We start from the raw sequence: 19,244 nt of genomic DNA, 5'->3' as shown, positions 1-19,244 counted from the left end.
CCGGCGCCAAAGCCGGACAGTCAGACAGTTGCGTAAGGGGCGTTAACCATGGAACGTTTGCAAGCCGAGGGTGCTCTCGTTCAACTCAGCGAGCGGTTCACCAATTCTGCGGCGTTCGGCGTCCTGTTCCGTGAGGGCATGGACCTGGTGGAAGAGACCGCCGCCTATCTCGATGGCGCCGGCCGCACCGAGGCCAAGGCGCTCGATCGCGCCGTCAGCCTCACCTATGCGACCGAGAGCATGCGTCTGACCACCCGCCTGATGCAGCTTGCCTCGTGGCTGCTGCTGCACCGCGCGGTGAAGGAAGGCGAGATGACGCTGAGCCAGGCCAATCGCGAGAAGACCAAGGTCAAGCTCAGCGCCGCCGATCCCGGCCCGTCCGATACCGTCGAGAAGCTGCCCTCGCAGCTCCAGGACCTGATCCATCGCTCGATGAGCCTTCAGACCCGCGTCCGCCGCCTCGACACCACCATCCACACCCCGCCGGTCGAATACGTGGCGATCGGCAACCCGCTGGTGCCGCAGCTCAACGCGCTGAAGGCCGCGTTCGAGCGGTAAGCACAGAGGTGCCGTAGTCACAGGTCTCGTAGGGTGGGCAAAGGCGCAAAGCGCCGTGCCCACCATTTTGCTTTCCGGATCGTAGAAAGAATGGTGGACGCGCTTCGCGTTGCACACCCTACTGGTCTCGCCACAAACAAAAACGCCCCCGGTCTCACCGGGGGCGTTTTTCGTGTCCAGCCTTGCGGGCGGGATCAATCCTTTTTGAGAAAGCCCGAAAACTTCTTCTGGAAGCGCGAGACGCGGCCGCCGCGATCCATCAGCTGGGCGTTGCCGCCGGTCCAGGCCGGATGCGACTTCGGGTCGATGTCGAGGTTCAGCGTGTCGCCTTCCTTGCCCCAGGTGGAGCGGGTCAGGTACTCGGTTCCGTCGGTCATCACGACCTTAATCGTATGATAATTCGGATGAATTTCGGCTTTCATGGCAATTCCTCGGCGCCCGGCGCCTGTCTTGAGTGGCTATCGAATGACGGATTTGGCGGGGTCTATACCCCACAGGCCCCTTTAAAACAAGCCATTGTGGGCAAAGGAGAACCGGGCCGTCCCCTAAGGGACATCCCGGATTTGCCACTCTCCCCGCAGCGGCCTATGTGGAGTTCATCTGTCTCCTTGGGTGTCCGATCTCATGAGCGCTGTGGAACGGCTTGACGACCAATACCGCGACAAGCATGCCGCGCCAGAGGCCCCGTCGATCGAAGCCGAGTTGATCGAGACGCCGGCGAAGGGCCGCGCGAAGCTGCGGCCGCTGCTGGCGCTCGCGCCCTATGTGGCCCGCTATCGCGGCCGCGCGGCGCTCGCCTTCGTCGCGCTCACGGTCGCGGCGCTGACGACACTACTGGTGCCCATCGCCGTGAGGCGGATGATCGATTTCGGCCTGACGCCGGAAGGCATCGCGCTGATCAACAGCTACTTCTCGGTGATGATCGCGGTCGTTGCCGTGCTCGCGCTTGCCAGCGCCTCGCGATATTACCTCGTGATGACGATCGGCGAGCGCATCGTCGCCGACCTCCGGCGCGACGTCTTCGCCCATCTGCTCTCGCTCTCGCCGGCCTTCTTCGATTCCGCGCGCAGCGGTGAGCTGGTGTCGCGGCTCACGGCCGACACCACCCAGATCAAGTCCGCGGTCGGCGCCTCCGTCTCGATCGCGCTGCGCAATCTCATGATGTTCTTCGGCGCGGCGGCGATGATGGTGATCACGAGCCCGCGCCTCTCCGGCTTCGTGCTGCTCGCCATTCCCCTGATCGTGCTGCCGCTGGTCGCGTTCGGGCGCTGGGTGCGGCGTCTGTCGCGCAACGCGCAGGACACGCTGGCCGATGCCTCCGCCTATGCGGGCGAGCTGGTCGGCGCCATCCGCACCGTGCAGGCCTATACCAGCGAAGGGCTCGCCGAGAAGCGTTTTGGCGGCGAGGTCGAGCAGGCCTATGAGGCCGCACGCACCTCGACACAGGCCCGTGCCGTGCTCACCGCGATCATCATCTTCATCGTGTTCGCAAGCGTGGTCGCGATCCTCTGGATCGGCTCGCATGACGTCCTGATCGGCACGATCTCGCCGGGCCGGCTCGGCCAGTTCGTGCTCTACGCGGCCTTCGCCGCGGCCGGCCTCGGCCAGCTCAGCGAGGTCTGGGGCGAGGTCTCGGCCGCCTCCGGCGCCGCCGAGCGCCTGTTTGAGATCCTGCATGTGCAGCCCGAGATCACCGCGCCGGCGTCACCGCGCGCGCTGCCGGTGCCGGCGCGCGGCGAGGTCGGCTTCGACCAGGTCAGCTTCGCTTATCCGGCGCGGCCTCACGTCAATGTGCTCGATGCCGTGTCGTTCACCGTGCGCCCCGGCGAGAAGGTCGCGATCGTCGGCCCCTCAGGCGCCGGCAAGAGCACCATCTTCCATCTCCTGCTGCGCTTCTACGACCCGCGGAGCGGCGCGATCTCCCTCGACGGCGTACCGGTCAAATCCGCGGACCCGCGCGATTTCCGCTTGCGCATCGCGCTGGTGCCGCAGGAATCCAACGTGTTTGCCGCGAGCGCCCGCGAGAACATCCGCTTCGGCCGGCCCGATGCGACCGATGCCGAGGTGGAGCGTGCTGCCGAGCTTGCGCATGCCGCCGAGTTCATCCGCCGCCTGCCCGAGGGTTTCGAGACCCCGCTCGGCGAACGCGGCGTCACGCTCTCCGGCGGCCAGCGCCAGCGCATCGCCATCGCCCGCGCGATCCTGCGCGATGCGCCGCTGCTGCTGCTCGATGAAGCCACCTCCGCGCTCGACGCCGAAAGCGAGACGCTGGTGCAGACCGCACTCGAAGAGCTGATGCGCCACCGCACCACGCTGGTGATCGCCCATCGTCTCGCCACCGTGCTGTCCTGCGACCGCATCCTGGTGATGGACCAGGGCAAGATTGTCGAGCAGGGCACGCACGCGGAGCTCGTCGCCAAGAACGGGCTCTATGCGAGGCTCGCGAGGCTGCAGTTCGAGGGCGCGTGAGGGGCTCCTGACTGTCGCCTCACTGACGGTGTCATCACCCGCCTTGTGCGCACTTGCGCACTGGAGCGGGCGATCCAGTATTCCAGAGACAGTCGTGGGATTCGGAGAAGTCGCGGCGTACTGGATGCCCCGGTCCCGGCTCCGCCAAGGCTACGCCGAGGCCCACACGAGCGCTCGGCACGCCGAAGCTTCAGCGAAGGCGGCAAGCCGGGGCATGACAGCGGAGGGGGGCGGCAGCAAACCTCGTCACGCCCGCCATGCCATCTTCAGCACCGGCCGTCCCGAGGTCGGGTTCAAATCCTCGCCGGCATGGGCAAAGCCGTTGCGCTCGTAGAATCGGATGGCGCGGGCATTGTCCTTGTTGACGAGCAGCGTGACGCCCGACGGTGACAGGCGCTTGGCCTCATCCACCAGCAGCCTCGCCGCATCCGAGCCCCAGTGAGCGGGATCGACCACGAGCTGGTCGAGATAGCCTTCGCCGTCGATGGTGACGAAGCCGGTCAGCACGCCGTCCGCTTCCGAGACCACGATCGAGGCTTTCGGCACCAGATCCTTGCGCCAGCGCTCCCGCCACCAGTCCAGCCGCGCGGCGAAATCGATCTGCGGATAGGCCTGCTGCCAGGTGCGATGCCAGAGGTCGATCGCGGCGGCTTCGTCCTCGGGGCGGTAGGGGCGGAGGTGGAGCGCGCTCACTACCGCTCCGTCAGCTTCAGCTCGATGCGGCGGTTGCGCTTGTAGGCCTCTTCCGTGTTGGCGGTGTCGAGCGGCTGGAATTCGCCGAAGCCGGCGGCGACGAGGCGCTGGGCGGGCACGCCGAGCGAGATCAGATATTGCACCACCGAGATCGAGCGGGCGGCCGACAGGTCCCAGTTCGACTTGAAATTCGCACCGCTGACCGGGCGCAAATCGGTGTGGCCGTCGACGCGCAGCACCCAGGGGATTTCGCTCGGGATCTTCTTGTCGAGATCGATCAGCGCGGTCGCCAATGTGTCGAGCTCGGCGCGGCCTTCCGGCAGAAGTGTCGCCTGGCCGGTGTCGAAGAACACTTCGGACTGGAACACGAAGCGGTCGCCGACGATGCGGATGTCAGGGCGGTTGCCGAGGATGGTGCGCAGGCGGCCGAAAAACTCCGAGCGATAACGCGACAATTCCTGCACGCGCTGCGCCAGCGCAACATTCAGGCGAGACCCGAGATCGGCGATGCGGTTCTGCGATTCCTTGTCGCGCTTCTCGCTGGCGTCGAGCGCCTCCTCCAGCGCCGCCAGTTGCCGCCGCAGCGCGCTGATCTGCTGGTTCAGCACCTCGATCTGCGCCAGCGCCCGCGCCGAGACCGCCTTCTCCGAGTCCAGCGCCTTGCCGAGCTCGGTGGTCTTGCCCTGGGCGTCGTTGCCGGCGGCGGCGAGGCCGTCATAGAGGCCCTTGATGCGATCGCGCTCGGTCTCGGCCGAGGCGAGGCCCGCCTTCAATTGCGAGACCTGGTCGTCCAGCGTGAGCTTGCCGAGCTTTTCCAGCGACAGGAGCTCGTTGAGCTGGGCGATCTTGGCGTTGAGCTGCTCCAGCGCCTTGTCCTTGCCGGTGACCTCCTGCGACAGGAAGAACTGCACGACCAGGAACACCGACAGCAGGAACACGATCGACAGCACCAGCGTCGACAGCGCGTCGACGAATCCGGGCCAGTAGTTGAAGCCGGCTTCGCTGCGGCGGCCGCGGGCTAGAGCCATTTACGTCTCCGTTCTCTCGTGTCCCGGACGCGCCGCAGCGTGCAACGCTGCTGCGCAGAGCCGGGACCCATTTGTCTCGGTGAAGGCTCTGGGCCCCGGCTCAGCGATGCACCACTTCGTGCTGCATCGCGTCCGGGGCACGAAGCCTTCGTCGTGTCCTCAACCCTTCTCCGGCTGGCGCGCGATGCGCTCCAGCAGGCGGCGGATCTCGCGGTTCTGCTCGCCCTGGCCGTCGGCCCATTCGCGGATCATCTGCTGCTCGGTCCGCATGTGCGAGACCAGCGCCTGGATGGCTTCGGCAAGGCTCGCCATTGCCGCCGTGGTGCCGCGGCTGGCGCTGCCTTCCTCGAGCACGGAGCGTAAGCGCTCGACGGCGGCCTGGAGCTCGCCGCTGGCAACGCCGCCGCCGCCACCGGCGGCTGCGACCGCAACCTCGCCATGGCCATATTCGCGCACGGTGGTGGCGAGCCAGTCTTCGAGGTCGGTGTAGAAGCGGTTCTGAGCCTGGCTCGATTGCAGATCGAGGAAGCCGAGGATCAGCGAGCCGGCGAGGCCGAACAGCGAGCTGGAGAACGAGATGCCCATGCCGCCGAGCGGGGCGGCGAGGCCCTCCTTCAGCGTGTCGAACAGGGCGCCGGAATCGCCCCCGACCTTGAGCCCGTCGATCACCTTGCCGACCGAGCCGACCGTCTCGATCAGGCCCCAGAAGGTGCCGAGCAGGCCGAGGAAGACCAGCAGGCCGGTCATGTAGCGGGAGATGTCCCGGGCCTCGTCCAGGCGGGTCGCGATCGAATCGAGCAGGTGCCGCATGGTGGTCTGGGTGATCGTCATCCGCCCGGTGCGCTCGCCGCCGAGGATCATGGCCATCGGTGCCAGCAGTTTCGGGTGCCGGGACGGTGCCAGGCCGGGATCGGCGATGCGGAAATTGTTGACCCAGGAGACTTCGGGGTAGAGCCGGATCACCTGGCGGAAAGCCAGGATGATGCCGATGAACAGCACGCCGCCGATCAGGGCATTGAGGCCGGGATTGGCGAAGAAGGCCAGGATGATCTGCTTGTAGAGCACCACGCCGACCAGGGTGCACAGCACCAGAAAGACCAGCATCCGCACCAGGAAAACGCTGGGCGAGGATAGCTTGGTATATTCGATATCGATGGGGGAGCGGGGCGAGGCGCCTGGCGGCATGGCCGGTATCATCCGTTAGGAACTTGCTTGCGGGCGCACTATGGCACAGCGGCAGCCCAAAAAAAGCGCCGGATGCGCCGATTTCGTGGACAGCTCTCGGAACCCAAAGCTGAAACCGCGCTTTGATAGAGACGCAATTTGCAAAACTTCGGCATTCCGCAGGCTTAGGTCGGACTTTTTGCATGGTGACGAATCCTGGGGAGTGGCCGTCATCGCGCTCTTGCTCGCGGTCCGGATGGCGCTCGCCTGGGTGGCGCGGCAGCATCTGCGGCGCGGTCGATCCTGTCCGGACCCCAGAGCCCGCCGGGCGGGTGGCAACGCCCGAACCTGTCCGTTCCTTTCGCAGCCGCCACAACAAGACCTGATCAACGGAGTGGTCGCATGAGCGTCGTTTCCGCGATCTTCGGGACTGCCGAACGCGTGCCGCTGCCGGACGTCGTGATCCGCGCTGCGATCCAGCGCCTGTGCTCGCGCACGGCGACGCGCATGTCCGCACTGGGCGCGGCCGACGATGCCGCCTTCGCCGGGCGGATGATCCTGCGGCCGATCGCCGGGGACGCGGATGCCGTCAATGCCGGGCATGACGAGGTGCCCGCGGCGTTCTTTGCGGAGGTGCTCGGCCCCAACCGCAACTACTCGTCCTGCTTCTACAAGTCCGATGCGAGCACCCTGCAGGAGGCAGAGGAGGAGGCGCTGCGCCAGACCGTCGAGCACGCCGGTCTCGCCGATGGCCAGACCATCCTCGAGCTCGGCTGCGGCTGGGGCTCGCTGTCGCTGTGGATAGCGCGGCGGTTCCCGCACGCGAAGGTGACGGCGGTGTCGAACTCGCAGGCCCAGCGCGCCTATGTCGAGGAGCAGGCGCGGCTGCGCGGACTGTTGAACCTGCGCGTGGTCGCCGCGGACATGAACGTGTTCGCGCCCGATGGGCAATTCGACCGCATCGTCTCGGTCGAGATGTTCGAGCAGATGATGAACTGGCGCAAGCTGATGACGCGCGTGCGGTCCTGGCTCGCGCCTGACGGGCGCTTCTTCATGCACATCGTCACCCATCGTTCCGGCTCACACCTGTTCGACCGCGCCAATCGCGAGGACTGGATCGCGCAGCATGTCTTCATGGACGGATTGATGCCGAGCCATCACCTCGTCAGGCAATTCGGCGACGTCTTCAGGATCGAGAAGGAATGGTGCTGGAGCGGTACGCATTATCAGCGCACCGCGAACGACTGGCTCGCCAATTTCGATGCGCATCGCGACACGATCGAAGCGTCCCTGCGCAGCGTCCATGGCGAGGAGACCGCTTTGTGGATGCGACGCTGGCGCTGGTTCTTCCTCGCGACATCAGGGCTGTTCGGTTACGCCGATGGCAGCGAATGGGGCGTCAGCCACTACCGGATGAAGGCGGGTTAGGGCGCGTACTCCGAAAGAACTTGTTAAGCGTCTTTCGTTGCGCAAACGGCACACGCCGTGTGTATCTTCGGAGCAGCACGTTTCGATTGTTGTCTGATCGTTTCTGCTCGCCTAGCGTTGTGGTTGTATTTCGTGGACCACACGACAAGAAAATCCGCACCCTCGAACGGTGTGGACGCAATTGGAATAGCGCATGCGCGAATGCATCGGGGCTGCTGCGACGATCCGACGACAATCAGATGACATGCTTCGCAGGAGTCCGAGTCGGACTCAGAAGTGTTCCGCCAGCGCCTCCCCGACTCGAATGCTTCGCTTGCTGCTGGCGAGCCTGTTGGTTGTGGCGCTGTCGGCGCTGTTCACACGATCAGCCTCGGCCCAGGCCAATTGGACCGGCTTGACCAGCAACGATTGGATGACCGGGAGCAACTGGACGACCGCAGCCCCTCCCGTCCCAGGTCAAACCGTCAACATCGGTATCCTGGGTGCGCCGCCGCAACGGGAGACGATCCTCGGCATCGGCGGCCCGTTCAGCGTTTCGGTGGGGACCATCAGCATTGGCAACAGCGGTGCACCGGCCGGCAATCTGACGATCCAGAACGGCAGCACGCTGACGAGTACCGGCTCATCGCGGCTCGGAGTTGCGGCCGGAACCACCGGAGTGGTGACCGTCACCGGCGCAGGCTCGCAATGGAGCATTCCAGGCGGAACTTTTTTGTCGGCTTTCTGGGCGCGGGCACGCTCAACATCCAAAACGGCGGGCGCATCGTTACAGGAGCCGGCACAGTCCTGGCCAACAGCGCCTCATCGTCCGGCACGCTCAACATCAGTGGCGGTGGCATACTGGAAACTCAATCCTTGCGGGGTGGATCCGGCGCGAGCCAGGCCAATTTCGACAATGGTATCCTGCAGGCGACGGCCAGCAACGCGACCTTCATCAACGGATTTTCAGGCACCAGGCTCAACATCCTCGCGGGCGGGCTGACGATCGACACCGGCGCGTTCACGGTCGGCACCGATGCCGCCTCCGCCTTCACGGGCGCCGGCGGGCTGACCAAGATCGGCAGCGGCACCCTGAACCTCGCCGCCGCCGGCCCTTATGCCGGCCAGACCGTGATCCAGGCCGGTATCCTTGCGCTCACCGGTGCGGGCTCCATCAGCAATTCGAGCCGCGTCGTCGCCAACGGGACGTTCGACATTTCCGGCATCACCGCCGGTGGCACCAGCATTCAGAGCCTCGCCGGCAACGGCGGCGTCAGTCTCGGCGCGAAGAACCTGACGATCACCAACGCGAACGACACGTTCGCCGGCGTGATCGGTGGCGCGGGCGGCCTGACAGTCAGCGCCGGAGCGCAGACGCTGACGGGCGCCAATACCTACAACGGGGCGACAAACGTGAGCGGCGGTACGCTGCGCGCGGGAGCGGCGAACACGTTCAGCGCAGCGTCGGCCTTCAACGTGGCCGCCGGCGGCACATTCGACCTCGCCGGCTTCAATCAAACGCTTGCCTCGCTCGGCAATGCCGGAACAGTCATCCTCGGCGGCGCGCCGGGAACCACGCTGACCGTGGTCGGCAATTACGTGGGCAATGGCGGCACGGTTCAGCTCAACACCCGGCTCGGCGGCGACGGCTCGCCGACTGATCTATTGCGGGTGCAGGGCAGCACGTCGGGCTCGTCGTCGCTGCGCATCACCAATGTCGGCGGCACCGGCGCGCAGACCACCGAAGGCATCAAGGTGATAGGCGTAGCCGGTGCGTCCAACGGCAGTTTTTCGCTTCTGGGCAGCTATGTCCTTCACGGCGAGCAGGCGGTGGTCGGCGGCGCCTATGCCTATACGTTGCAGAAGAACGGCATCGCCACTCCCGGCGACGGCGATTGGTATCTGCGATCGAGCCTGATCAATCCGCCGGTCTCGGCACCTCCCGGTCCGCTCTATCAGCCGGGCGTTCCGCTGTACGAGAACTACGCGCAGGTGCTGCTCGGCATGAACGACCTGCCGACGCTGCAGCAGCGCGTCGGCAACCGCTATTGGGGCGGCAGCGACGCCATGGCGCGCGCCGGTGCCGCGGCGGCGACCGCCGTGGCTGCGTCTGCGCCCACGGCGTTCTGGGGCCGCATCGAAGGTGGCCATTCCGACCTGCAGCCCTCCAACACCACCGGCTCGACCTACAAGGCCGATCATTTGAAAGTGCAGACGGGACTCGACGGCCTCGTGCTGGAGAACGAGCTGGGCCGGCTGATCGTCGGCCTCACCGCGCAATATGGCCTGACGACCGCCAATGTCGCGTCGTTCTTCGGCAATGGCCGTATCCGTGTTGAGGGGACGGGCGTCGGCAGTACGGTGACCTGGTATGGCGACAACGGCTTCTATGTCGACGGTCAGGCGCAGTCGATGTTCTACCGCAGCGATCTGTCGTCCGTGCTGGCCGGCAGCCTGACCCACGGCAATGAAGGATTTGGCTATGCCTTCAGCGCCGAGACCGGCAAGCGGATCGGCATCGGCAATGGTTGGTCACTGACGCCGCAGGCGCAGCTCTCCTATTCGAAGGTCGCCTTCGACAGCTTTGCCGATCGGTTCGGCGCGCCGGTGGCGTTGCGCGATGGTGACAGCCTGCTCGGCCGTGCCGGCCTTGCCCTCAACCACCAGAGGATCTGGAACGATGCCACGGGCATCGTGCGATCCGATGTCTACGGCATCGCCAATCTGCGTTACGAGTTCCTCAACGGCACCAATGTCGATGTCGCAGGCATCGGTTTTGCCAATGCGCAGGATCGGGTGTGGGGCAGCATCGGCGGCGGTGGCACCTACAGCTGGGCCAACGGGCGCTACGCCGTCTTCGGCGAGGTCTCCTACAATGCGAGCCTCAACAACAGCTCGGACAACCGCAACTACAAGGGCACCGGCGGCTTCCGCCTCACGTGGTGAATCCTGCGCTTTGTACCGGCGCCGCGCCGGTCCGAAAGACGGTCGTTTGTCACGCTCGTAACGCTCGGTTGCGATCTTCTGTCGCAGTCCGCCGTGATGGAACCCGACTCACAATCCGGTGAGTCCCGAAAAGCGCCCTGAACTCAGCACGATAGGTCATGTGGCATTGAGCCGCCCGCGCAATGCGTTGCGTCGCAGCAAGGACCTTCTATCTTGACGGCATCAGCCGCATGGAATCGCCCAGAACGGGCTCGCGCGGAGCGTGATTTCAGTTTCAACAACATCGGGGCGTTTAACTTCATGTCAGGACTTCGCGCGCGATCGGCATGCGTTGCATTGATGCTCGCGGCCCTTACGCCGCTGCTCGCGGGCTGCGACGAATCCGTCTCTGCGTTGTCCGCTGCCCAGCCCGCCGTTCCTGACGTCAGCATCGTCATCGTCAAGCCGCAGCCGCGCGCCGTGGTGCGCGAGCTGCCGGGCCGGATCGCGCCGACGCGCGTCTCCGACGTGCGGCCGCGCATCTCCGGCATCGTGGTCGAGCGCCTGTTCCGCCAGGGCAGCGAGGTGAAGGCCGGCGACGCGCTCTACCGCATCGATCCGCGTCCGTTCGAGGTCGAGGTGCTGGCCAACGAGGCCGCGCTCGCCAAGGCCGAGGCCGGGCTGATGCAGGCGAGGCAGCAGGCGCACCGCATCGCCACCCTCACCAAGGATCGCGCTGCCCCGGAAGCCGAGAACGAGAAGGCGATCGCGGCCGAGCGCCAGGCCCATGCCGAGGTCGAAGGCCGCAAGGCGGAACTCGCACGCGCAAAGCTCAATCTCGACTACGCCACCGTGCGCGCGCCGATCGACGGCGTTGTCGGTGCGGCGCTGGTCAGCGAGGGGGCGCTCGCGGTGCAGAACGAGACCAACCTCGCCAGCATCCAGCAGCTCGATCCGATCTATGCCGACTTCACCCAGTCGGTGACCGAGCTCAACCAGCTCCGCCGCGCCTTCGAGAGCGGCGACCTCGAGCGCATCGCGGCCGATGCCGCCAAGGTGCGCCTCGTGCTCGACGACAACACCCTTTATTCGCTCGACGGCAAGCTGCTGTTCTCGGACGCCAAGGTCGATGCCCATACCGGCCAGGTGACCTTGCGCGGCGAATTCCGCAATCCCAAGCGCGAGCTGCTGCCGGGCATGTATGTCCGCGTCCGCATCGACCAGGGTCTCGATAGCGACGCGATCGCGGTGCCGCAGCAGGCGATCCAGCGCAATGGCGGCGGCGGCAGCGAGGTGTTCGTCGTCAAGGACGACAACCACATCGCCGTGCAGCCGGTGCGCACGGGGTCGGTGCAGGACGGACTCTGGTTCGTGACCGAGGGCCTGAAGGCCGGCGACAAGGTCGTGGTCGAAGGCTTCCAGAAGTTCGCGGCCGGCGACAAGGTGAAACCGCAATCCTGGTCGGAAGCGGACGCCACCGCGGACAATCGGCACGCCCAGAAGCTGACGCGGTAACGCGCCATGGCGAGTTTCTTCATCGACAGGCCGATCTTCGCCTGGGTGGTCGCGCTGTTCATCTGCTTGATCGGCGCGATCGCGGTCCCGCTGCTGCCGATCGCGCAATATCCGATCATCGCGCCGCCCTCGATCTCGATCTCGACCAGCTATCCCGGCGCGTCGCCCGAAAACCTCTACAACAGCGTCACCCGGCTGATCGAGGAGGAGCTCAACGGCGCCTCCGGCATCCTCAATTTCGAATCGACCAGCGACTCGCTCGGCCAGGTCGAGATCATCGCCAATTTCCAGCCGGGCACCGATACCAGTGCCGCCTCCGTCGAGGTGCAGAACCGCATCAAGCGCGTCGAAGCGCGGCTGCCGCGCGCGGTGATCCAGCAGGGCATCCTGATCGAGGAAGCCTCGAGCGCCGTGCTCCAGATCATCACGCTGAACTCGACCGACGGCAGCCTCGACGAAGTCGGCCTCGGCGACTTCATGATCCGCAACGTGCTCGGCGAGATCCGCCGCATCCCCGGCGTCGGCCGCGCCACGCTCTATTCGACCGAACGCAGTTTGCGCGTCTGGGTCGATCCGGCAAAGCTCGTCGGCTACGGGCTGACCGCGGACGACGTCAACAAGGCGATCGCCGCGCAGAACGCACAGGTCGCTTCGGGCAGCATCGGCGCCGAGCCGTCGACCGCGAGCCAGCGCACCTCCTCGCTGGTGCTGGTCAAGGGCCAGCTCTCGTCCCCGGACGAATTCGGTTCCATCATCCTGCGCGCCAATGCCGACGGTTCGACCGTGCGGTTGCGCGACGTCGCACGCATCGAGGTCGGCGGCCTCAGCTACCAGTTCAACACGCGCCTGAACGGCAAGCCGACCGCCGGTCTCTCCGTGCTGATGTCGCCGACCGGCAACGCGCTGGCGACCGCGAGCGCGGTCGAGGAGAAGATGAAGGAGCTGTCGCGCTTCTTCCCGGCCAACATCTCCTACGAGATCCCCTACAACATCACGCCCGTGGTCGAGGCCTCGATCAAGAAGGTGCTGACGACGCTGGTCGAAGCCGTGGTGCTGGTGTTCGTGGTGATGTTCCTGTTCCTGCAGAACATCCGCTACACCATCATCCCGACCATCGTGGTGCCCGTGGCGCTGCTGGGCGCGTGCACCACGCTGCTGCTCGCCGGCTATTCCATCAACATGCTCTCGATGTTCGGCATGGTGCTCGCGGTCGGCATCCTCGTCGACGACGCCATCGTCGTGGTCGAGAACGTCGAGCGCATCATGTCCGAGGAGGGCCTGCCGCCGAAGGAAGCGACGCGGAAGGCGATGGCGCAGATATCGGGCGCCATCATCGGCATCACGCTGGTGCTGATGGCGGTGTTCGTGCCGATGGCGTTCTTCCCCGGCTCGGTCGGCATCATCTACCGCCAGTTCTCGGTGACCATGGTCGCCGCGATCGGCTTCTCCGCCTTCCTCGCGCTGTCGCTGACGCCGGCGCTGTGCGCGACATTGCTCAAGCCCGTCGCGGCCGGCCACGGCCATGCGAAGCGGGGCGTGTTCGGCTGGTTCAACCGCATGCTCGAAGGCGGCAAGGAGGGCTATTCCAGCACCGTCGGCTTCTCGCTGAAGCGGACCGGCCGCCTGATGCTGGTCTATGTCGCACTGCTGGTTGGTCTCTCCTGGGCCTTCGTCAGCCTGCCCGGCGGCTTCCTGCCGATCGACGACCAGGGCTTCGTCACCACCGACGTGCAGACGCCGTCGGATTCGTCGTATCCCCGCACCGAGGCCGTCATCGAGAAGGTCGAGAAATATCTCGCCGAGCGGCCGGGTGTGAAGGATGTCACCTTCCTCACCGGCTTCAGCTTCTCCGGCCAGGGCATGAACACCGCGCAGGCCTTCATCACGCTGAAGGACTGGTCGGAGCGCGGGCCGAAGGACTCCGCCGCCGCGATCGTCAACGACATCAACCGCGATCTGTCGTCGTCGATCCGCGATGCAAAGATCTCTGCGCTCCAGCCGCCGCCGATCGACAATCTCGGCAACTCCTCGGGCTTCTCGTTCCGCCTCCAGGACCGCGGCCAGAAAGGCTATCCGGCATTAATGCGCGCCGCCGACCAGCTGATCGCGGAGGCCAATGCGAGCCCGGTGCTGCAGAAGGTCTATATCGAGGGCCTGCCCGAGGCCGGCGTGGTCAATCTCGTGATCGACCGCGAGAAGGCCGGCGCCTTCGGTGTCACCTTCGAGGACATCAACAATACGATCTCGACCAATCTCGGCTCGAACTACATCAACGACTTCCCGAACCGCGGCCGCATGCAGCGCGTCGTGGTGCAGGCGGATGCCCGCGACCGCATGCGGACCGAGGACATCCTCAACTACAACGTCAAGAACAGCCGTGGCCAGCTCGTGCCGTTCTCCTCTTTCGCCACGGTCGAATGGGCGCGCGGCCCGACGCAGATCGCGGGCTTCAATTATTATCCCGCTGTGCGCATCTCCGGCGAGGCGAAACCTGGCTTCACCTCGGGCGACGCGATCGCCGAGATGGAGCGGCTTGCCGGCAAATTGCCGCGCGGCTTCGGCTATGAATGGACCGGACAGTCGCTCCAGGAAAAACTGTCGGGCTCGCAGGCGCCGTTCCTGCTGGCGCTGTCGGTGTTCGTGGTGTTCCTGTGTCTTGCCGCGCTCTACGAGAGCTGGACCATTCCGCTCGCGGTGCTGCTCACGGTGCCGCTCGGCATCGTCGGCGCGGTGGCCGCAGCGATGCTGCGCGGCCTGCCCAACGACGTCTATTTCACCGTCGGCCTGATCACTATCATCGGCCTCGCGGCAAAGGACGCGATCCTGATCATCGAGTTCGCCAAGGACCTGCGGAAAGAGGGCAAGCCGCTGGTCGACGCCACGATCGAGGCCTGCCGCCTGCGCTTCCGCCCGATCCTGATGACCGGCCTTGCCTTCATCTGCGGCGTGCTGCCGATGGCGATCGCGCATGGCGCCGGCGGCGCCAGCCAGCAAGCGCTCGGCAGCATCGTGATGGGCGGCATGATCGCGGTGGTGATCCTGGCGCTGCTGATGGTGCCGGTGTTCTTCGTCTCGGTGCAGCGCGTGCTGGCCGGGGACAGGGAGCCGAAGGCCGCGAAGGAAAGCGAAGCGTACGGCCCGCCGGCGCGGGTCAAGCCATAGGCGAAGGCGCACTCCGATCCTTACGAAAGCTTCACGTTCTCCGCCGGAACCGGATCCCCGCGAAGATGTTTGCCCGCGGGGTTAGGGGTTCCACGGAGTAATCGTCCAAATGTTGAAGAAGATCCTTTCCGTTGCCGCGGTCGGCACCGGCGTGCTGATGATGTCGACCTTCACCGCATCGGCGGCGATCGTGTGCAAGGGCCACACCTGCTGGCACACGCATGAGGCCTACGACTTTCCTCACGAAGCGGGCGTCGTCGTCCATGAGGACAATTGGCACTGGGGCCCGCGCGAAAAGTTTGCCTTCCGCGAGCACGAGGGGCGCGGCTATTGGCACGGCCGCAAATGGGTGGCGTGGTAATCGCCCAGTATGACGCGAGACCGGAGGCCGCGATTAGCGGCCTCCACGTCGCGCGACGTCAAGAAGGCGTTCGGCTTGCTTTCGCGGGGGCGTCGATCCAGACTGCATCCCTGGATTGAAAGCAGGTGTATTCGCGCTGCGCCGCCAATGCACACCTGCCGATTGAGAGCATGTGATGCGTCCGAACGAAATTGCGATCTCGAACTATCGCTCCATTCGGCGGCTCTCCATACCAATCCACCCCCTGTCCGTGTTTGTGGGCGAGAATGGTGTCGGCAAATCCAATCTCTACAGGTCCTTGTCGCTCTTGCGCGATGCGGCAAGCGGGCGGATCACGCGCACGATCGCCGACGAAGGCGGATTGAATTCAGTCTGCTGGTCCGGCATCCGCAAACGCGGCGAAGATGGGCGACTGCGGTTGTCGGCCAAATTCGACCGTATCAAATATTCCATTGAGATCGGATTTCCTGGCCCGCTTGAGGCGGCGTTTTCCAGCGAGCCGATGATCAAGGCCGAAAGGATCGAGGCGACACAAGGCAAACGAACGGTTCAACTGATGGAGCGGAAGAATTCGCTCGTCAGCATCCGCGGCGAGAGCGGCGCATGGAGCAGCCACAAGGACGCGGTGCTGCCGTCCGAGACGGCGCTCGCGGGTTTTTCCGATGGCAAGGAATGCCCCGAAATCGATTTGATCAGAAACGCAATGCTGGGCTGGCGCTTCTATCACGACTTTCGCACCGATCCGGCATCACCGATACGAAAGCCTTGCCTGGCGATTACGACGCCCTCGCTCAGTGCCGACGGAAGCGATTTGGCCGCCGCCTTGGCGACGCTCTATTTCATTCGGCAAGATGCCACCGACTTGCAGGACGCGATCCAGGATGCATTCCCGGGCGCTGAGCTCCGCGCATGGGAAGAAGGCGGTTTGTGCGAATTTGATTTGCAACTGGCGGATATGCCGCGGCCGTTCAAGGCCCACGAATTGTCCGATGGGACGCTGAAATACATCTGCCTGCTCGCGGTGTTCATGGGCTATCGGCTGCCGCCCTTCATCGCGCTGAACGAACCGGAGACCAGCTTGCATCCGTCGCTGCTCGCGCCATTGGCGCGGCTGATCGCCAAGGCGTCACGCCGCGCGGACATCTGGATTGTCACCCACTCGGAGCAGTTGATGGAGGCATTGCGAAGCGAAAGTTCGGTCCCGCTCCGCCGGGTGATCAAGCCGAAAGGCGCCACGACCATCGAGGGCCTGACCGTTAGCGGTGAATATCGGGACGAGGAATCCGACGAAGACGACTCTTAGTCGCTGCAGGTCGAGCCGTCGGACGCCTACTTCCGCAAAATCTTCACCAGCTCCCCGTGCACGAACTCGTTGCCGCACACGACATGCCCGGTGACCAGCGCATCGCCCGGCGTTGCGATATCGCTCACCGTGCCACCGGCCTCGCGCACCATGATCATGCCGGCGGCGATGTCCCAGGATTGCAGATTGCGCTCCCAGTAGCCGTCGAGGCGGCCCGCGGCGACGAAGGCCAGGTCGAGCGAGGCGGCGCCGAAACGGCGCAGGCCCGCAACGCGGTCCTGGATCGCGGTCATCTCGCGGCGGAATTCCTCGTGGTCGCCGCGGCCGATATGCGGCAGGCCGCAGGCCACGACGCATTCGTTGAGCTGGCGGCGGCCGGCCACGCGCAGGCGCTGGTCGTTGAGGAAGGCGCCCTTGCCGCGCTCGGCGATGTAGAGCTCGTCATTGGCGGGGTTGTAGATCACGCCCGCAATGATCGTGCCCTCGCGCACGAGGCCGATCGAGATCGCAAATTGCGGGATGCCGTGCAGGAAGTTGGTGGTGCCGTCGAGCGGGTCGACGATCCAGGTGTGGCTCTTGTCGCTGCCTTCGCGGGTGCCGCCTTCCTCGCCGATGAAGCCGTAGCCGGGGCGGGCCTTGGCGAGGTCCTGATAGAGGATCTCCTCGGCGCGCTTGTCGGCCAGCGAGACGAAATTGGCCGGCCCCTTCAGCGAGACCTGGAGATGCTCGATCTCGCCGAGATCGCGCTTGAGGCTGCGGCCGGCGCGGCGTGCGGCCTTGACCATGACGTTGATAGTGGCGGAATACAGCATGTGCTCTGGTCTTGATCGGGGGAAATGGCGCGAAATCGCGCCTGTTTGAAGGATTGGGTGCCCTGCGAGGGCCCCAAGGTCAAGTCATTTGGTCCCGAGCCATTTTCTGGCGGCGGCCTCGGCCTTGCCCCGGTCCTCGGCCGGCAGGTCGGACAATTGCTTGTCGAGCTCCGGATCGCCCTTGCCGGCGGTTTTCGCCACCAGGTGCCATTTGAAGCCCTCGACCTTGTCCACGGACGTGCCCAAGCCGTTGATCAGCACCCAGGCCAGGCGGTTCTGCGCGATCGCGCTGCCCTGGCGGGAGGCCTTGCGGAGCAACGCGACGGCAGCCGGCTGGTTCTTCGGCGTGCCGGTGCCGTTGAACATGGCGATGGCATATTCGACTTCGGCATCGACATTGTCCGCCAGGGAGGCGGCCTGGAGCAGCCGCACCGAGCGTTCCGGGTCCTTCGGCACGCCGGTGCCTTCCTTGTAGAAGGTCGCCAGCGCGTATTGCGCCTCGGGCAGGCCGGCATCGGCGGCCTGACGCAGCAACTCGGCGGACCGCTTGACGTCCTGCGGCAGGGTCTGGCCGTCGAGGTAGAGCAGCGCGAGGTTATAGGCCGCCTTGGGCTCGCCGAGCTTGGCGGCGGAAGCCATCAGCTTCACCGCCTCGCTCTTGTCGACCGAACCGCCGCGGCCGGAAATTCGCAGCATGGCGAGCGCGAACATCGCCTCGCGGTCACCGGCATCGGCGGCGCGCTTGTACCATTCCAGCGCCTTGGCGTAGTCGCGGCGGATGCCCATGGCGTTGGAATAGAGCTCGCCGAGCATGGTCATCGCCTTGGGATCGCCCGCTTGTGCGCGGGCGGTGGCGAGATCGAACGCCGTCTTGTACTGGCCGCGCTGATAGGCGCCGAACACCAGATCGACATTGGGATTGTCGGCGGCCGGTGCGGGGATCACGGTTGCGGGCAGCGCCGGCTTGGGCGAGGCGGCCGGCTTGGGCGAGGCCGAAGGTTTTGGCGCCGGCGCGGCCTCCTTCTTGGCGGCCGGAGCCGGCTTGGGCTTCTGTTTCTCAGGCACGGCGCCCGGCGTTGCCACCGGCGGCGTGATCTGGAGTTGCGCGGCCGCGGGCGCCGTCAGCAGCAGCGTGGCCAGGATGGTGATGCGCGGGAGCTTCATGTCGGGCGCTAGCCGTGCTCCTGACCCGCAAGCGCAGCCGCATGGGCCTTCTTGATCGCAGCGTCGACCTCGATCAGCGCAGCCTTGGGACCGCGCGGATCGGACCAGACGAAATCGCCGACCAGCACGAAATCGGCGCCGATGGCGGCGAAGTCGTGCGCCTCTTCGAGCGAGGTGGCAAAGCCGACGCAGGGCGGCTCGAACAGCTCGGCCCACCAGCCCAGGCGCTCGGCGATCGCCTCGGACGACGGTCGCTGGCCCTTCGCGTCAGGCTCGCCGAACAGCACGTAGTCGGCGCCCATCTCGCCCGCATCCATGGAATGGTGCCGCGTCGTCAGCCCGCCGACGCCGGCGATGCGATCGGGCTTGAGCGATGGCAGCGCCTCTTTCAGCGCGGCGATGCCGGGGAGGTGCGCGCCGTCGGCGCCGCCACGTGCGACCAGTTCGGCATGACCTTCAACGAGCAGCGCGGCGCCCGCCTTCTGGACCGGCGGGGCCAGCGCCTTGATGCGCGTGATCATGGTGCGCTGGTCGGTCTCCTCCAGCCGCAGCAGCACGGCCGCGACGTCGGCGGCAGCGAGCAGGCCCGGCAGCTCGGCGACGAGCGCAGCGGGATCATCGACGGCAGGCGTCGCGAGATAGAGACGCGGCGCCGGGCGCGGCGGAGGCGATTTGTTCGACAA

The 19,244-nt window shown here is 65.8% G+C and carries 16 protein-coding genes; 8 read left to right on the top strand and 8 right to left on the bottom strand.

Annotated elements, in window-relative coordinates:
• Positions 1-48: 48 nt before the first annotated feature.
• On the top strand, positions 49-558 hold the full coding sequence (locus tag QJT78_RS07785; RefSeq protein WP_028148425.1) for a DUF1465 family protein: 510 nt from the start codon (positions 49-51) through the stop codon (positions 556-558).
• Between the two features lie 194 nt (positions 559-752).
• Here the strand turns inward: QJT78_RS07785 and rpmE are convergent, their stop codons facing one another.
• Positions 753-980, bottom strand: a complete 228-nt coding sequence (gene rpmE, locus QJT78_RS07780) for a 50S ribosomal protein L31 (RefSeq protein WP_007599895.1) — start codon at positions 978-980, stop codon at positions 753-755.
• Between the two features lie 202 nt (positions 981-1,182).
• On the opposite strand from rpmE, the gene QJT78_RS07775 reads away from it, so the two are divergent.
• Positions 1,183-3,027 carry an ABC transporter ATP-binding protein/permease gene (locus QJT78_RS07775; protein WP_028148426.1) on the top strand — a complete coding sequence of 615 codons (1,845 nt, stop codon included), beginning with the start codon at positions 1,183-1,185 and terminating at the stop codon, positions 3,025-3,027.
• A 246-nt stretch (positions 3,028-3,273) separates the two neighbouring features.
• Here the strand turns inward: QJT78_RS07775 and QJT78_RS07770 are convergent, their stop codons facing one another.
• The 3 genes from QJT78_RS07770 to QJT78_RS07760 form a co-directional block, all read right to left on the bottom strand.
• Positions 3,274-3,720: a GNAT family N-acetyltransferase gene (locus tag QJT78_RS07770; protein WP_028150918.1), complete on the bottom strand. Its 447-nt coding sequence runs from the start codon at positions 3,718-3,720 to the stop codon at positions 3,274-3,276.
• Complete coding sequence (locus QJT78_RS07765) at positions 3,720-4,748, bottom strand: peptidoglycan -binding protein (RefSeq protein ID WP_028150917.1); 1,029 nt, start codon at positions 4,746-4,748, stop codon at positions 3,720-3,722. The genes QJT78_RS07770 and QJT78_RS07765 overlap by 1 nt, the downstream gene beginning before the upstream one ends.
• Positions 4,749-4,907: 159 nt before the next feature.
• Positions 4,908-5,933: a flagellar motor protein MotA gene (locus QJT78_RS07760; RefSeq protein WP_028150916.1), complete on the bottom strand. Its 1,026-nt coding sequence runs from the start codon at positions 5,931-5,933 to the stop codon at positions 4,908-4,910.
• A 381-nt stretch (positions 5,934-6,314) separates the two neighbouring features.
• On the opposite strand from QJT78_RS07760, the gene QJT78_RS07755 reads away from it, so the two are divergent.
• Positions 6,315-7,340: a cyclopropane-fatty-acyl-phospholipid synthase family protein gene (locus QJT78_RS07755; protein ID WP_038942105.1), complete on the top strand. Its 1,026-nt coding sequence runs from the start codon at positions 6,315-6,317 to the stop codon at positions 7,338-7,340.
• Positions 7,341-7,796: 456 nt separating this feature from the next.
• On the opposite strand, the gene QJT78_RS07750 is transcribed toward QJT78_RS07755, so the two are convergent.
• The gene (locus QJT78_RS07750) at positions 7,797-8,012 is read right to left on the bottom strand and encodes a hypothetical protein (RefSeq protein ID WP_038942106.1); all 216 of its coding nucleotides are present in this window, start codon (positions 8,010-8,012) and stop codon (positions 7,797-7,799) included.
• Between the two features lie 183 nt (positions 8,013-8,195).
• Here QJT78_RS07750 and QJT78_RS07745 point away from each other — a divergent pair, with 183 nt between their 5' ends.
• The 5 genes from QJT78_RS07745 (at position 8,196) to QJT78_RS07725 (ending at position 16,585) form a co-directional block, all read left to right on the top strand.
• Positions 8,196-10,265, top strand: a complete 2,070-nt coding sequence (locus QJT78_RS07745) for an autotransporter outer membrane beta-barrel domain-containing protein (protein ID WP_196238302.1) — start codon at positions 8,196-8,198, stop codon at positions 10,263-10,265.
• Positions 10,266-10,565: 300 nt separating this feature from the next.
• Complete coding sequence (locus QJT78_RS07740) at positions 10,566-11,759, top strand: efflux RND transporter periplasmic adaptor subunit (protein ID WP_038942109.1); 1,194 nt, start codon at positions 10,566-10,568, stop codon at positions 11,757-11,759.
• A gap of 6 nt (positions 11,760-11,765) precedes the next feature.
• Positions 11,766-14,921 (top strand): multidrug efflux RND transporter permease subunit, encoded by a 3,156-nt coding sequence (locus QJT78_RS07735; RefSeq protein ID WP_038942110.1) that lies wholly within the window; start codon positions 11,766-11,768, stop codon positions 14,919-14,921.
• Positions 14,922-15,030: 109 nt separating this feature from the next.
• Positions 15,031-15,282, top strand: a complete 252-nt coding sequence (locus QJT78_RS07730; RefSeq protein ID WP_028150912.1) for a hypothetical protein — start codon at positions 15,031-15,033, stop codon at positions 15,280-15,282.
• A 175-nt stretch (positions 15,283-15,457) separates the two neighbouring features.
• Complete coding sequence (locus QJT78_RS07725; protein ID WP_028150911.1) at positions 15,458-16,585, top strand: AAA family ATPase; 1,128 nt, start codon at positions 15,458-15,460, stop codon at positions 16,583-16,585.
• Positions 16,586-16,611: 26 nt separating this feature from the next.
• On the opposite strand, the gene QJT78_RS07720 is transcribed toward QJT78_RS07725, so the two are convergent.
• The 3 genes from QJT78_RS07720 to QJT78_RS07710 all read right to left on the bottom strand — a co-directional run bounded on the left by QJT78_RS07720 (position 16,612) and on the right by QJT78_RS07710 (position 19,244).
• Entirely contained in the window at positions 16,612-17,397 is a 786-nt protein-coding gene (locus QJT78_RS07720; protein ID WP_028150910.1) for an inositol monophosphatase family protein, read from the bottom strand.
• 84 nt (positions 17,398-17,481) lie between these two features.
• A complete protein-coding gene (locus tag QJT78_RS07715) occupies positions 17,482-18,561 on the bottom strand; it encodes a tetratricopeptide repeat protein (protein WP_028150909.1) in 1,080 nt (359 codons plus the stop codon).
• 8 nt (positions 18,562-18,569) lie between these two features.
• On the bottom strand, positions 18,570-19,244 hold the full coding sequence (locus tag QJT78_RS07710) for a thiamine phosphate synthase (RefSeq protein ID WP_028150908.1): 675 nt from the start codon (positions 19,242-19,244) through the stop codon (positions 18,570-18,572).

The sequence above is a fragment of the Bradyrhizobium sp. Mp27 genome, from assembly GCF_029953005.1.
GTDB classification, from domain to species: domain Bacteria; phylum Pseudomonadota; class Alphaproteobacteria; order Rhizobiales; family Xanthobacteraceae; genus Bradyrhizobium; species Bradyrhizobium barranii.
The sequence above is the reverse complement of the archived record's forward strand: the minus strand, read 5'-3'. Positions and strand labels throughout refer to the sequence as shown.